Source organism: Micromonospora sp. NPDC049102 (genome assembly GCF_043197485.1).
Taxonomy (GTDB): Bacteria; Actinomycetota; Actinomycetes; order Mycobacteriales; family Micromonosporaceae; genus Micromonospora.
The window spans coordinates 276,707-291,682 of record NZ_JBICTE010000004.1 but is presented as its reverse complement, the minus strand read 5'-3'; the positions used below and the strand labels follow the sequence as shown (position 1 = coordinate 291,682).

Annotated in this window: 11 protein-coding genes; 4 read left to right on the top strand and 7 right to left on the bottom strand. The window is 70.9% G+C overall.

The genetic code is table 11. The annotated features are described in order from the left end of the window. Positions 1–134 precede the first annotated feature (134 nt). Positions 135–452 (top strand): transposase, encoded by a 318-nt coding sequence (locus ACGFH9_RS07455; protein ID WP_393216602.1) that lies wholly within the window; start codon positions 135–137, stop codon positions 450–452. After that, a complete protein-coding gene (locus tag ACGFH9_RS07450) occupies positions 449–1,000 on the top strand; it encodes an IS3 family transposase (RefSeq protein WP_393216600.1) in 552 nt (183 codons plus the stop codon). The genes ACGFH9_RS07455 and ACGFH9_RS07450 overlap by 4 nt, the downstream gene beginning before the upstream one ends. Here ACGFH9_RS07450 and treZ read toward each other — a convergent pair. The 3 genes from treZ to glgX are packed head-to-tail and all read right to left on the bottom strand — an operon-like array spanning position 965 to position 7,111. After that, a complete protein-coding gene (gene treZ, locus ACGFH9_RS07445) occupies positions 965–2,689 on the bottom strand; it encodes a malto-oligosyltrehalose trehalohydrolase (RefSeq protein ID WP_393216598.1) in 1,725 nt (574 codons plus the stop codon). The genes ACGFH9_RS07450 and treZ overlap by 36 nt on opposite strands. Continuing rightward, on the bottom strand, positions 2,686–4,992 hold the full coding sequence (gene treY / locus ACGFH9_RS07440) for a malto-oligosyltrehalose synthase (protein WP_393216596.1): 2,307 nt from the start codon (positions 4,990–4,992) through the stop codon (positions 2,686–2,688). Before treY ends, treZ begins: the two co-directional genes overlap by 4 nt. A 1-nt stretch (position 4,993) precedes the next feature. After that, positions 4,994–7,111: a glycogen debranching protein GlgX gene (glgX, locus tag ACGFH9_RS07435; protein WP_393216594.1), complete on the bottom strand. Its 2,118-nt coding sequence runs from the start codon at positions 7,109–7,111 to the stop codon at positions 4,994–4,996. 313 nt (positions 7,112–7,424) lie between these two features. On the opposite strand from glgX, the gene ACGFH9_RS07430 reads away from it, so the two are divergent. Beyond that, on the top strand, positions 7,425–8,882 hold the full coding sequence (locus ACGFH9_RS07430) for a glycosyltransferase family 4 protein (protein WP_393216592.1): 1,458 nt from the start codon (positions 7,425–7,427) through the stop codon (positions 8,880–8,882). A 127-nt stretch (positions 8,883–9,009) separates the two neighbouring features. After that, positions 9,010–9,663 carry a maleylpyruvate isomerase N-terminal domain-containing protein gene (locus tag ACGFH9_RS07425; RefSeq protein ID WP_393216590.1) on the top strand — a complete coding sequence of 218 codons (654 nt, stop codon included), beginning with the start codon at positions 9,010–9,012 and terminating at the stop codon, positions 9,661–9,663. 85 nt (positions 9,664–9,748) lie between these two features. Here ACGFH9_RS07425 and ACGFH9_RS07420 read toward each other — a convergent pair whose 3' ends face one another. The 4 genes from ACGFH9_RS07420 to ACGFH9_RS07405 all read right to left on the bottom strand — a co-directional run bounded on the left by ACGFH9_RS07420 (position 9,749) and on the right by ACGFH9_RS07405 (position 14,842). Further along, positions 9,749–11,032, bottom strand: a complete 1,284-nt coding sequence (locus ACGFH9_RS07420; RefSeq protein ID WP_393216588.1) for a citrate synthase — start codon at positions 11,030–11,032, stop codon at positions 9,749–9,751. Positions 11,033–11,230: 198 nt separating this feature from the next. Next, positions 11,231–13,261 (bottom strand): sulfatase-like hydrolase/transferase, encoded by a 2,031-nt coding sequence (locus tag ACGFH9_RS07415; RefSeq protein ID WP_393216586.1) that lies wholly within the window; start codon positions 13,259–13,261, stop codon positions 11,231–11,233. Then, a complete protein-coding gene (locus tag ACGFH9_RS07410) occupies positions 13,254–14,678 on the bottom strand; it encodes a methyltransferase (protein WP_393216584.1) in 1,425 nt (474 codons plus the stop codon). The genes ACGFH9_RS07415 and ACGFH9_RS07410 overlap by 8 nt, the downstream gene beginning before the upstream one ends. Before the next feature lie 14 nt (positions 14,679–14,692). Then, complete coding sequence (locus ACGFH9_RS07405; RefSeq protein ID WP_355233233.1) at positions 14,693–14,842, bottom strand: hypothetical protein; 150 nt, start codon at positions 14,840–14,842, stop codon at positions 14,693–14,695. Positions 14,843–14,976: the final 134 nt, after the last annotated feature.

The following is a 14,976-nucleotide window of genomic DNA, read 5'->3' as shown; positions in this document are numbered from 1 at the left end:
ACCACCAACACACCAGCCAGACCGAGCCAGATAGCGTCACCCCTGCACCGACCGGCAGCAGGTAAACACCCCTCCATCAAAGCGGGGGAAGCTCAGGTTAGATGGAGACATCTAATCCTGGAGGAACACCGGCGATGCCTGCACCGAAGAAGTACAACGATGAGTTGCGTGAGCGTGCGACCCGGTTGGCGGTCGAGGCTCGGCGGGATCCGGCGTCGGCGGTCGGTGCGATCCGGCGGATCGTGGGTCAGCTCGGGGTTCATCCAGAGGCGTTGCGGACATGGGTGAAGAAGGCCGAGGTCGACGCCGGTGAGCGTGCGGGCATGACCAGCAGCGACGCACAACGCCTCGCCGTGTTGGAACGGGAGGTCCGTGAGCTGCGGCGGGCGAACCAGATCCTGAGGTCCGCGGCGTCTTTCTTCGCGGCGGAGTTGGACCGTCCGTCGCGATGAAGGTCGCCTTCGTCGACTCCCAGCGGGTCGAACACGGTGTCCAACCGGTCCTGCGGGCGCTCGAAGACACGCCCGCAGCGATCGCACCGTCGACCTACTACGCCGCCAAGACCCGCCCCGCCAGCGCACGCTCTCGACGCGACGAGGAGCTGACCGCGGTGATCGAGCAGGTCCACGCGGAGAACTACGGCGTTTACGGGGCCCGCAAGATCTGGTACGAGCTGCACCGCCAGGACATCGGGGTAGCCCGGTGCACCGTCGAGCGGCTGATGCGCGAGTCTGGGCTACGCGGGCTGTTGCGCGACAAGTCGCCGCGCACGACCCGACCGGCGGCTGAGACCGGACGGCCTGCTGACCTGGTCAAACGGGACTTCACCGCAGAACATCCGAACCAGCTGTGGGTCGCGGATCTGACCTACGTGCGTACCAGTGTGGGCTGGGTGTACGCCGCGTTCGTCCTCGACGTGTACTCCCGCATGATCGTCGGCTGGCAGGTATCCACGAGTCTCTACTCAAAGCGCCACGATCGCCGCTGTCTCCGCAGGTAGCTCAATCCGGTCCCGCATCACCGTGACACCCTCGCCGGTAGCCAGCAGCACCCGCCGAGCCACCCCAGGCAGCGACACCCCCTGCCCCCGCCCAGCGAAGTTCGCCACCACCAACGTGTCCCCCCGCCGCATTAGCAGGAACTGATCCCCGTGCTGCACCGACACCGCGTGCATCCGAGGATCGGACAGGTCCGCCACCAACCGCCGCAACGAGATCAACCGCTGATAAAACGCCAACATCGAGGCATGCTCAGGCTTGTCCAGCTCAGCCCAGTCCAACCGGGACCGTACGAACGTCTCCGGGTCCTGCGGGTCCGGCACGTCCCCCTCCGGCCACCCGTGCGAGGCAAACTCCCGCCGGCGACCGGTGCGCACCGCAGAGGCCAACTCCGGCTCAGGGTGCGAGGTGAAGAACTGCCACGGCGTCGACGCCGCCCACTCCTCCCCCATGAACAGCATCGGCGTGAACGGCGCGGTCAGCAGCAGCATCGCCCCGACCCGGACGAGGGCGGACGAGAGGGAGGCCGAAATCCGGTCCCCGGTGGCCCGGTTGCCGATCTGGTCGTGGTTCTGCAAGTAGGCGACCAACCGGTGACCAGGGACGCGGGAGTCCAGGGGCCGCCCGTGGTGGCGGTTGCGGAAGCTCGACCAGGTGCCGGCGTGGAAGAACCCGCCGGTGAGGACGTCAGACAGCGTCTCCAACGACCCGAAGTCGCCGTAGTACCCCTGCCGCTCGCCGGTAAGGAGAGTGTGCAGCGCGTGGTGGGCGTCGTCGTTCCACTGGGCGTGCAGGCCGAACCCGCCCGCCTCGCGAGGGGTGATGAGCCGCGGATCGTTCAGGTCGGACTCGGCGATCAGCGACAGCGGCCGGCCCAGGTGTGTCGACAGCGACTCGACGGCAACGGCCAGCTCCTCAAGCAGAGGCACCGCACGGGTGTCCGGCAGCGCGTGTACCGCGTCGAGCCGCAAACCGTCGACGTGGTAGTCGCGCAGCCACATGAGCACGCTGTCGATGATGTAGCGGCGTACCTCGTCCGACTGCGGGCCGTCGAGGTTGATCGAGCGACCCCAACTGTTGCTCTGCTCCGCGAGGTAGGGGCCGAACCGTGGCGCGTAGGCCCCGGAGGGCCCGAAATGGTTGTAGACGACGTCCAGGATCACCCCCAACCCCTTGGAGTGGGCGGCGTCGACGAACCGTTTCAGGCCGTCGGGGCCGCCGTAGGGCTCGTGTGGGGCGTACCAGCAGACACCGTCGTACCCCCAGTTGTGTTCGCCGTTGAAGGCGTTGACCGGGAGCAGTTCGACCAGGTCGACACCGAGGTTCACCAGGTGGTCGAGGCGGTCGATGGCCGCGTCGAAGGTGCCCTCAGGGGTGAAGGTGCCGATGTGCAGCTCGTAGAGGATGCTGCCGGGCAGTTGCCGGCCGGTCCACGCGCTGTCGGACCACGCGTAGGCGCTGTGGTCGTAGCGGCGGCTCGGCCCGTGCACACCCGCAGGCTGCCACGGCGAGCGGGGGTCGGGCAGCGCGGTTTCGTCGTCGTTCAGCAGAAAGGAGTAGTCGAGGCCGGCGTCGGGCACGTCGACCGTCCACCAGCCGTCGGCGGCGGCGCGCATCTCGTGGTCGGTGTCGCCAGCCAGGCGCAGGCGCACCCGGCTGGCGTCGGGTGCCCAGACGGAGAATTCGGTCATGACGGGGCCTCCTCGGCAGCGGTGGGAGGAGCCAGCAGAGCAACGGGATAGTCCGCGAGGAGATTGTCCAACGGGACCTCCCCGCCACTGTAGACCCGACCGGTGAACAGGTCCTTCACCTCGTTAACACCAAGCGACAAAGCTGTGTCACACCAGCCACCGGCACGGGCCAGGCCGAGCGGCAGTCGGGTCGCCACGGCGATCACGCCACCCCGGTCGAAGGCCACCACGTGCCGGCCGACCGGCCCGTGCGACGGCACCGGCCGGTAGCCGGTGAACAGCTCCGGGTGCGCCCGCCGCAGGCGCAGCGTCCGCGACACGACGAGCAGCTTCGCCGCTCCGTCGGTGTCGACCGGGGGACGCCAGCCGCCGTCGAGCCGCGCCAGCATCTCTCGGCGTACGTCGAAGTCGACCGGCCGGCGATTGTCCGGGTCGACCAGGGAGTTGTCCCACAGCTCGGTGCCCTGGTAGGTGTCCGGCACGCCCGGCATGGTGAGCTGGATCAGCTTCTGCCCGAGCGAGTTGCACCAGCCGGCCGGGGTGATCGCGGCGGCGAGTTCGGTCAGCTCGTCGTGCAGCGCCGGGTCGTCGTACATGCGGTCGATGACCGCGTGCATGGCCTGCTCGAAACCCGGGTCCGGGTCCGCCCAACTGGTCGAGGCCGCGGCCTCCCGGGCAGCCTTCTCGGCGTACGCGTGCAGCCGCTCCCGCTCGATCGGCCACGCGCCGACGGCCGTCTGCCAGAGCAGGTGGGCGAACGCCGGGTCGGGCAGCGGCGCGTACTCCATCCAGGTCTTGACCTGCTCCGCCCACTGACCCGGCAGCTCGCTGAGCACGGCGAGGCGGGCGCGGACGTCCTCGCCGCGCTTCGTGTCGTGGGTGGAGAGGGTGGTCTGGCTGGCGGGCCAGCGGACCTGGCGGGCGCCGGCGAAGCGGTGGAACTCCGCCGGCGGCACCCCGAAGTGGGCGGGGCTGCCGCCGACCTCGTTGAGGGCCACGAAACGCGTCCACCGGTAGAAGGCGGTGTCCTCCACGCCCTTCGCCATGACCGCGCCGGTGAGCTGCGGGAACCGCATGCCCAGCTCGTCGTCGAGGTCGCGCAGGCGGCGGGTGATGGCGTCCAGGGCGCCGGTCAGGTCGGGTCGGCGGCGACCGGCCTCGGAGCGGGCGGCGGCGAGGTGCCGGACGCCGTGCGGCGGGTAGCCCCGGTAGACCGGGAACACCGCGGCCAGCTCGGCGAGCGCCTCGCGAGCCTGCTCGGTCGGCACCTCGGGGGCAAGTGCGGCGAGCCGGGTCAGCTCGGCCGCGAGCAGGTTGGTGGCGGCGGCCAGCTTCGTGGAGTGGGTCAGGTCCTCCCACGAGGTGCGCTGCCCGGTCAGCCGGGTGTCCAGCACCGTGAAGTCGCCCTCGGCGTCGGTGTCGACGAAGAGCCCGTTCACGGCGGCCAGGGCGTCGTAGCCGGTGGTGCCGTCCACCGGCCAGTCCGGCAGCTCCTCGCCGTACTCCAGGATCTTCTCCACCACGAGCCAGGCGTCCGGCGCGGCCTCGCGCAGCCGCGCCAGGTAGCCGGCCGGGTCGCGCAGGCCGTCCGGGTGGTCGACGCGGATGCCGTCGACCTCACCGGCGGCGGCCCAGCGCAGGATCAGCTCGTGCACGGCCGCGAACACCGCCGGGTCCTCCACCCGCAGGCCCGCGAGGCCCGCGATGGCGAAGAACCGGCGGTACGTCAGCTCGGCGTCCCCGCGCCGCCAGGACACCAACTCGTAGTGCTGCCGGTCGTGCACCTCGCGGGCGCTGCCGTCGCCGGTGCCGTCGGCGATCGGAAAGCGGTGCTCGTGGTAGCGCAGCTCACCGTCGACGACCTTCAGGTCGTTCAGGGCAGCCGCGTCGTCGGCCAGCACCGGGAGCAGCAGCCGGCCCCGGTCCCAGTCGATGTCGAACCAGTCGGCGTACGACGAGTCGCGCCCCCGGCGCAGCACGTCCCACCAGGCCGGGTTGGCCGGCGGGACGGCGACCCCGGCGTGGTTCGGCACGATGTCGACGACCAGGCCGAGTTGCTTGTCGCGCAGGGCGCGCACCAGCCGCTGACGGGCGGCCTCCCCGCCCAGCTCCGGGTTGACGGCGCGGTGGTCGACGACGTCGTAGCCGTGCTGCGAGCCGGGCGTGGCGGCCAGCAGCGGGGCGGTGTAGAGGTGGCTGACGCCGAGGTCGTGCAGGTAGTCGACGATCGCGGCGGTCGCGTCCAGGTCGAAGCCGGGGCGGACCTGGACGCGGTAGGTGGACTCCGGAGGGGTGGCCGGCATGTCAGATCATCCTCTCCAACACGACGAGGGACCGGTCCGGCACCCGGATGGTGCCGCCCGCGCTGATCACTGTGGCGTCGTCCGGCTCGGGGTCGGCCGTGCTGATCACCCGTTCCCACTTCTGCCCGTACTCGCTGCCGGGCATCGTGAAGTCCAGCGGCGCGTCGTGGGCGTTGAAGCACAGCAGGAACGAGGCGTCGTGGTGCTTCTGGCCGTACTGGCCACGCTCACGGATGCCCTCGCCGTTGACGAACAGCGCCACCGACCGGCCGAAGTCGTTGCCCCAGTCCTCGCCGGTCATCTCCCGCCCGTCCGGGGTGTGCCACGCCAGGTCCGGCAGGGGCGCGTCGACGTCCCGCCCACCGACGGGCAGGCCGGTGAAGAAGCGGCGACGGCGGAACACCTGGTGGCGCTTGCGGAAGTCGGTGAGCGTGCGCACGAAGTCGAGCAACTGCTCGTCGGCGTTGTCCCAGTCGATCCAGGCCAGCTCGCTGTCCTGGCAGTAGGCGTTGTTGTTGCCGTGCTGGGTGCGGCCCAGCTCGTCGCCGTGGCCGATCATCGGCACGCCCTGCGACAGCATCATCGTGGCCAGGAAGTTGCGCCGCTGCTTGGCCCGTAGGGCGAGCACCGTCTCGTCGTCGGTGTCGCCCTCCACGCCGCAGTTCCACGACCGGTTGTGGCTCTCGCCGTCCCGGTTGTCCTCGCCGTTGGCCTCGTTGTGCTTGTCGTTGTACGACACCAGGTCATTGAGGGTGAACCCGTCGTGCACGGTCACGAAGTTGATGCTGTGGAACGGGCGGCGGCCGTCGTCCTGGTAGAGGTCGGCCGAGCCGGAGATCCGCGACGCGAACTCGGCCAGGGTGGCCGGCTCACCACGCCAGAAGTCCCGCACGGTGTCCCGGTACTTGCCGTTCCACTCCGTCCACAGCGGCGGGAAGTTGCCCACCTGGTAGCCGCCCGGGCCGACGTCCCACGGCTCGGCGATCAACTTGACCTGGCTGACCACCGGGTCCTGCTGCACCACCTCGAAGAACGTGGAGAGCCGGTCCACCTCGTAGAACTCGCGGGCCAGGGTGGCCGCCAGGTCGAAGCGGAACCCGTCGACGTGCATCTCGGTCACCCAGTACCGCAACGAATCCATGATCAGTTGCAGGGAGTGCGGGCTGCGCACGTTCAGGCTGTTGCCGGTGCCCGTGTAGTCGACGAAGTACCGCCGGTCCTCCTCGCTGAGCCGGTAGTAGCTCGGCGCGTCCACGCCCTTGAAGCTCAGCGTCGGCCCGAGGTGGTTGCCCTCGGCGGTGTGGTTGTAGACCACGTCGAGGATGACCTCGATGCCCGCCGCGTGCAGCGCCTTGACCATGCCCCGGAACTCCTGCACCTGCTGCCCGAGGTGACCGAGCGCAGAGTAACCGTGGTGCGGGGCGAAGAAGCCGATCGTGTTGTAACCCCAGTAGTTACGCAGGCCCAGGTCGACGAGGCGGTGGTCGTGCACGAACTCGTGCACCGGCATCAGCTCGATCGCCGTCACCCCGAGCCGGGTCAGGTGCTCGATCATCGGCGGGGAGGCGATCCCCGCGTACGTGCCGCGCAGCTCCTCCGGGATGTCCGGGTGCCGCATCGTCAGCCCGCGTACGTGCGCCTCGTAGATCACCGAGTGGTGGTACGGGGTGCGCGGCGGCTTGTCGTTGCCCCAGTCGAAGTACGGGTTGACCACCACCGACTTCGGCATGAACGGCGCCGAGTCGGTCTCGTTCATCCGCTCCGGGTCGCCCAGCTCGTAGTCGTACACCGCCGGGTCCCACGTCACGTCACCGTCGACGGCCTTGGCGTACGGGTCGAGCAGCAGCTTGTTCGGGTTGCAGCGCAACCCGTTCGCTGGGTCGTACGGCCCGTACACCCGGTAGCCGTAGCGCTGCCCCGGCTCGATGCCGGGCAGGTACGCGTGCCAGACGTACGCGTCGACCTCCCGCAGCTCCACGCGGCGCTCCGCGCCGGTGTCCCACTCGTCGAACAGGCACAGTTCGATCCGCTCGGCCACCTCGGAGAAGATGGCGAAGTTGGTGCCCATCCCGTCGTAGGTGGCGCCCAGGGGATACCGCTCGCCCGGCCAGACCTGCATGTCGCTCCCTCAAGCCATGGTGATGTGCGCACCGGCCGCAGCCGCCCGCGCGCAAGCGGGTAGTGCCCCCGCTCCGGGCGCGCCAATCCATCCTTTCAGGCGGTGACCGGAATCCACCCGTCTGATGAGCGCTACACCCTCAGGTGTCTTCCGTCACCATGGCCGTTTTGGAGGTGCGAACCCGCGCCGAATGGCCTTTGCTTGTCGGGGGACACGCGCCAGCGCGTCCCGATCGGCCCTCGGCCACCCTCTCACCCCCCTCTCCGCCGCCACTGACGCCGGCGCGCCTCACCATGCATGGACGGAGATAGATGTGACGACCCTGCGGGTCGATGAGCAGCTCGCTGCCACCAAGGACCGGACCCACCGGCCCACCCTCACCTCTCGACACCCGCTACCCGCGTCCTCCGGCTCCGCCGCTGTCGTTTCGACGCAGCCCGGTGCGATCGTGCCGACGCAGCCCGGTCCCGGCGTGCCGCCGCAGACCCGTCGCATCCTCATGCTGTCGTGGGAGTACCCGCCGGTGCTCGTCGGTGGCCTCGGCCGCCACGTCCACGCCCTGTCCGTCGCCCTGGCCGCCGCCGGGCACGAGGTCACCGTCGTCACCCGCCACGCCGAGGGCGCGCCCCTGGAGGAGTACGCCGACGGCGTCCGCATCCTGCGCGCTCCCGAGGACCCGGTGGCGTTCCCCCTGGCCACCGGCTCACTCCTGGCCTGGACCATGGCGTTCAACCACACCCTCACCCGCACCGCCCTGCGCGCCACCCAGGCCGGCGCGTACGACGTCATCCACGCCCACGACTGGCTCGTCGCGCACACCGCGATGACGTTGCGCGACCACCTGGACATCCCCCTGGTCAGCACCATCCACGCCACCGAGGCCGGTCGGCACCAGGGCTGGCTGCCCGAGGAGATGAACCGCACGATCCACGGTGTCGAGCAGTGGCTCAGCAGCGAGTCCAACCGGGTGATCGTCTGCTCCGGTTACATGCGTGACGAGGTCAACGCCCTGTTCGGCGTACCGGTCGGACGCGTCGACGTGGTCGCCAACGGCGTCGAGTCGTACCGCTGGAAGGTGCCGGCGCGGGACGTCGCCGCGGCGCGTGCCCGGTTCGCCGGGGACGGCCCGCTGGTGACCTTCGCCGGTCGGCTGGTGTACGAGAAGGGCGTCCAGCACCTCATCGCCGCCCTGCCCCGCCTGCGGGAGCGCCACCCTGGGCTGCGCGCGGTGATCGCCGGCGACGGCCCGTACCGGGCCGAACTGGAGGCCGAGGTGCACCGCCACGGCCTCAGCGACATGGTGACCATGCCGGGCTTCCTGGGCGGCAACGACCTGCCGGCGCTGATGGCGGCGTCCGACTGCTTCGCCGTGCCGAGCATCTACGAGCCGTTCGGCATGGTCGCCCTCGAAGGTGCCGCCGCCGGAGCGCCCCTGGCCGTCGCCGCCACCGGTGGCCTCGCCGAGATCGTCGAGCCGGGCGCGACCGGGATGACGTTCCGCCCCCACGACCCGGACAGCCTCGCCGACGCCGTCGACGCGCTGCTGTCCGACCGTGAACGTGCCCGCGCCATGGCCCGCCGCGCCCGCCGGACGGTCCACGACCAGTACGGCTGGTCCGCCATCGCCCAGCGCACCGCCGCCAGCTACGGCGCCGCCATCGCCAACGACGCCACGTTCACCGCAGAGCGCGCCGAGCAGCGCATGTCCCAGGGCCGGGCCCTCCCCGCGCTGCCCGAAGGCAACCTGCTGGCCGCCGCCGGCCTCCGCTAAGAGGCCTCCGCTCGCCCTGATCCACCCGCGTCCACCTGATCGACTCGCGTTCCGTGAAGTCGGGGTGTCCACACCACCTGGACACCCCGACTTCCTGTAGGCCGAGTCGGTCACCGCACGCCCCTCGATGCCGCACGCCCCTCGATGCCGCACGCCCCTCGATGCCGCCTTCCCGGTCGCCGCCACGATCGCACTGGACCTGATCCGGCACCCCGAGGTGTCGGCGCAGTGGTCGCAACCGAGCGCCCTGCCACACCTGTCCGTGGGGGCGCTGGCGTGCCATCTCGGGCGGCAGGCCGTACGGGCGGCGGAGCTGCTGCCGACGACCACCGACCTGCCCACGCTCGAATCGGCCGACAGCCACTACGAGCGGGCCGCCTGGGTCACCGAGGGCACTCCCGACGAGGACGCCGTCGCCGAGGGCCCGGACGAGGCCGACGCGTTGCGCGGCCCCGCGGACCTGCACGCCCGCTCTGGCGAGGCACTGGCACAGGTCAGCGACCCGCTGTCCCGCGAAGGCGCCCTCGACGTGGTGCCGATCCCGTGGCAGGGCTGGTCCCTGCGCCGCGCCGACTTCCTGCTCACGCGCCAGTTGGAGATCGTCGTGCACTCCGACGACCTCGCGGTCAGCGTCGGTGTGCCCACGCCGACCTTCCCGGCGGAGGTCTTCGAACCCGTACGCGACCTGCTGGTGCGGCTGGCCGTCCGCCGGCATGGTCAGTCCGCGCTGATCGGCGCGTTGAGCCGCAGCGAGCGGGCCCGCGACATCTCCGCCTTCTGACCCCTTGGTCGAGGTTCGGCCCGGACGGCGCAGGCCGCCGACCCGGATCGGGTCGACGGCCTGCGGTCGTACGAAGAAGTGGAGGTCAGCGCTCGTTGAACGGGACGTAGTCCCGCTCGGGGGCGCCGACGTAGACCTGCCGCGGACGGCCGATCTTGGTCTCCGGGTCGCTGATCATCTCGCGCCACTGGGCGATCCAGCCGGGGAGCCGGCCCAGCGCGAACAGCACCGTGAACATCTTCGTGGGGAAGCCCATGGCCTTGTAGATCAGGCCGGTGTAGAAGTCCACGTTCGGGTAGAGCCGCCGGGAGACGAAGAAGTCGTCGGCGAGCGCGATCTCCTCCAGCTCCATGGCGATGTCCAGCAGCGGGTCCGGCTTGGCCATGCGGCCCAGCACGTCCTGCGCGGCCTTCTTGACGATCGCCGCCCGCGGGTCGTAGTTCTTGTAGACGCGGTGGCCGAAGCCCATGAGCTTGACGCCGTCCTGCTTGTCCTTGACCTTGCGGACGAAGGACCGGACGTCGCCGTCACCGGCGTGGATCTGCTGGAGCATCTCCAGCACCGCCTGGTTGGCCCCGCCGTGCAGGGGCCCGAACAGCGCGTTCACGCCCGCCGAGACGGAGGCGAACAGGTTGGCGTTGCTGGAGCCGACCAGGCGGACGGTCGACGTGGAGCAGTTCTGCTCGTGGTCGGCGTGCAGGACGAAGAGCATGTCCAGCACCTTCGACATCACCGGGTCGACCTCGTACGGCTCCGCCGGCACACCGAACGTCATACGCAGCAGGTTGTCCACGTACCCGAGGGAGTTGTCCGGGTACAGCAGCGGCTGGCCGATGGACTTCTTGTACGCGTACGAGGCGATGGTGGGGACCTTCGCCATCAGACGGACCGTGGAGATCTCCACGTGCTCGGAGTCGAACGGGTCCAGGCTGTCCTGGTAGAAGGTCGACAGGGCACTCACCGCCGACGACAGCACCGCCATCGGGTGGGCGTCCCGGGGGAAGCCGTCGAAGAAGCGACGCATCTCCTCGTGCAGCAGCGAGTGCCGCCGGATCCACTCGGTGAACTCGGTCAGCTGCTGCTCGGTGGGCAGCTCGCCGTAGATGAGCAGGTACGAGACCTCCAGGAAGGAGGACTTCTCGGCCAGCTGCTCGATCGGGTACCCCCGGTAACGCAGGATGCCCGCGTCGCCGTCGATGTAGGTGATCGCGGATGAGGCAGCCGCGGTGTTGACGAAACCGGGGTCGTACGTCGTCATCCCGGTTTCCTTCAACAGCTTGCTCACCCCGATACCAGCGGGGCCCTCGACCGCGGAATGCACCGGCATCGACAGCTGCCCGCCGGGGTGGTCGAGCTTGACTTCCGTCATGTGGTTCCTCGCTTCGCCGGCAGATCTACGTTGAATTGCCTTCGCTTCTACCGTAATTGCGGTCCGGGGGACACCGCCCGCCGTGGTTCGGCGGTGAGGTATGCGTCACCCGATTCCCGACCAGGAGGCCGGGAAACCCGAAATCCCGGCAGCCGGGAGCCCTCGACAGCCGGCTGGAACCAGCGCGACACCGCCAGCTCAGGACAGCGTCAGGCGGCGCAGCGTCGTACCGGCCGTGACCTGGTAGACGTCGAGCTGGTTCGTGCCGGCGTGGAACAGCCGGTCGTCGGTGAGCAGCGCGGCGAAGCGGCGGCCGCCCGGGTCTGTCGGCACCACCGGGACCACCGCGCCGATCCGCCCGTTGACGGCGACGGCCAGCAGCGTGCCGTCCGGTATCGCGTCCGGCACGTCACCCCAGACGAGCGCCGGGAGGGTCCCGGTGTCCGGGTCGGTGGCCCGGAACGCGGCCAGGTCGGCGACCGTGGCGCTGCCCCCGGTCGGGCCGGCGCGTACCTCGGTGCCGACCAGAGGGTGCGGTGTGGGCAGCGGCGGTGGTGTGGGCACCCCGCCGGCGAAGGTGACCGCCTCCCCGGGGGCGTCGTAGAAGTGTTTCGTGGTGTCGGCGCGCGGGGCCTGTCGGGCGGAGCGGCCGTCCACCCGCCAGGGCAGTCGGATGCCGGCCTCGTCGGCGACGGTGGGCAGCAGGTCGACGTGTTCCCAGTTGCGGTCGTCCACCCGGCCGGTCTGCTGCCGTGGTTCCTTGACGAACATCGGCACCCAGGCGACCTCGCCGGCCGCGGCCTTGATGGCGTCCATCCCCCGGCCCTGCGCGCCCGGCCGGAAGCTCACCCCGTGGTCGGCGGTGACGACGACGAGGGCCTGGTCGTAGAGGCCGCTGGCCCGTAGCGTACGCAGCGTCTCGCCGATCAGCCGGTCGGTGTAGCCGAGCTGGGCGAGGTGGCGTTGGCGGGCCAGGTCGACCCAGCCTGCGCCGTCGTTGGGCAGGTCCTCGGGGGCGTCGTAGCGCGCGCCCGACGGCAGGTACGCCCACGGGGAGTGCGGCATCAGCAGGTGCAGGAAGTGCAGGGCGGGTCGGGACTGCGGCTTCAGCCCGGCGAGGAAGCTGGTGAACCGGGCGGGTTGGTTGTCGTCGAGACTGTCCCAGCGGAACTTCGGGTCCGCCGGCACCGGCTCGGCGGCGTCCAGACCGGCCTCGACCCGCGTCTGTTCCCGGTAGGAGTCCTCCGGGTCGATGGTGCTCTCGGTCGGCCCGGCGACCCTGCCGAGCAGCTTGCCGGTCTCCTTCACCAGCACGCCGAGGCCCTGCTCGGGGGCGACCGGCTGTTCGCAGCGGCTGGGTGGGCAGAGCCGGGTGATGCTCTCCTGGGCCTGGACGTCGTACAGGCCGCCGAAGGCGGTGAAGAGGTTGTCCGGGTACTGCGAGTAGTGCGGCGCGACAGCCCGCGCCGGGTAGCGGCCGGTGAGCATCGCCGGCAGCGCGTAGGGCGTCCAGCCGCTGACCCCGGTGGCGTTGCGGTACCAGGTCGATCCTGCGGCCAGCTCGGCGAAGTGCGGGAACCGTGCCGCGTCGATCCTGCCGTCGCCGCCGAGCAGACTGACCAGCGGCAGCTCGTCGAGGATCAGCATGACCACCGGCGGGTGCACGGCCGCGCCCTGCGCCGTGCCGACCGCACCGCCGTCACCGCGCGGCAGCACGACCGCCGAGGTGGGCGAGACGAACAGGAACAGCGAAACGAACGCCACCGGCCCGGCGGCGGCCAGTCGCAGCGCGCGGCCCGGGGCCCGCCACCGCCGGTGCGCCACCGCGCCGGCCACACCGACCAGACCGGCAAGACCGAGCAGGGGTACGCCCCGAAGCGGCATCGTGTGCCGGCCCACCTGCACGGCGAGAGCAGCGAGCAGCAGGCCGACGAGCGCGGTGTGGGTGAGCGCGCGCGCGGTTCGGCCGGCGAGTCGACTGAGCAGGCCGAGCGCCGCCACGGGCGCGGTGGGTACGAGCGCCACCAGGGCGACCAGCAGCAGGATGTGGCCGGTGTCGGCGCGGTGGAAGAGGAAGAAGTCGGGGCTGCGCCCGAGCACGTCCAGCAGCGGCTGGGTGACGACCAGTCCGACGAGCGCGACGATCTCCAGTAGTCGGCCCAGCTCGCCCCTCCAACCCCGGTCCCACCGCCCCCGGTCGGGTGGGGACTCGACGGGCGGGTCAGCCACCCATCACCGTCCGGTAGAGCGTGCGGGTGCCCGAGGGCAGTTCCAGCCGGTCGGTGATCCGGCCCCGGGCGGCGAGGAGCCGTTCGAAGGTGTCGCGCCGGTAGTCCGGGAAGAGGCCCCGAGGCTTGTTGGCCAGCAGCCGGGCGGCCATCGGGTCGTCCGGGTGGACGAACTCGACCACCACGGCCCCGCCGGGCGCGGTCAGCCCGGCCAGCCAGTCGACGACCTCCGGCAGCGGCACGTTGCGGCCGATGGCCAGGTGGTGCGCCAGGGCCAGGGCGAGGACGACGTCTGCCGACGCCCGTTGTGCGAAGCCGGCGCGCTCGACGCCGCGCCAGCCGCCGCCGGGGGACGGGTCGGCCAGGTCGACCACCAGCGGCAGGATGCGGTGCTGCCCCTCGGAGCGCAGCGCTCGGTACAGCTCGTCGACGACGGCCGGGTCCTGCTCGACGGCGACCACGTAGTCGGCGTGCCCGGCGGCCAGTCGGGCGTACCGGCCGTCGTTGGCGCCCAGGTCGAGCACCAGGCGCGGCCGTCCGGCGGCGGCCACGGCGGCGACCACGAACTGCTCCTTGACGACCCGGTCGCGTGCCGAGTAGCCGCAGGTGCGCTGGTAGTCCGACCAGTGGCTGCCGGCGGGGCGGTGCTCCAACCGACGGACCAGCTTCTCGATGCCGCGTACCGTGGCCACCTGCAACTGGCGCGAGTAACCGGCGGCCCGGAGTTGGGCCTTGACGTCGTTGGTGCTGGCGGCGGCGTTGCGTTGCTGCATGGCGGCGTGCAGGTGCACGTGGGTCAGGACGCCGGGGCGTAGCCGGCGGGTGCCGCCGAAGAGGGGGCGTAACTGCTCGGCCTCGATGCCGTCGACCTGGGCGCGCAGCCAGGGCTGGAAGTCCACGCCCAGGTGCGCGGTGAGCAGCAGCGGATAGAGCACGGTCTGGCAGAACTGCCGGTAGCCTGCCCACGCTTCGCCGTCACGCACCGGTTCGAAGGAGCCGATGTCGATGAAGACCGGCTTCGCGCCCCTGAACTGGAGGTTGTAGGCGGAGCCGTCCTTGGTGGTGAAGCCGTCGGCGAGAGCGGTCCGCAGGATCTCCAGGTGCAGCAGCGCGGCGTCGCGCAGCATGCCGAAGGACCACTCGTACGGGTGGGAGACGAACGGGATGCGCTCGTGGCGTAGCACCGCCGCCCACCCGGAGCCGGCGGGTGCCAGCGTCGGCGGGGCGTCCTCGGTGGCGCAGACCTTTCCCGCCGAGACGAGGGCGGGGAAGAACGGGCTGGCCGCGAGGGTGCGCCAGTGCTCGGCGGCCTGGGCGTCGAGCCCGCGCAACACTTCGTCGCCGACGTGGAAGACCCGGTTGGCGGGGTCGCGGAAGGAGGCGGGCTCGGGGCGTACCCCGGTGGGTGAGGTCGTCATGGTCGCTGCGACCGCTACCGCTGGTCGCTGGGTTGCCGGCGGAACCGGTCGACCAGCCGCCGCCAGTAGAGCTTGGCGGCGACGGCGGCACCGGCCACCCCGCCGACGACGGCCTGCACGATCAGGCTGCCCGATCCCGCGTCCAGGTAGGCCAGATGGATCACCGACCGCTCCTTCCCCTCGCCCGTCTCGACACCGACGTCCCAGGAATACAGCAGTGAGGCATTTGACCCAGAAAGCCGGACTTGTCCATCACCGTACGCTGCTCGTCCTCGCCGTCGCGGCCACATCCGAGGAC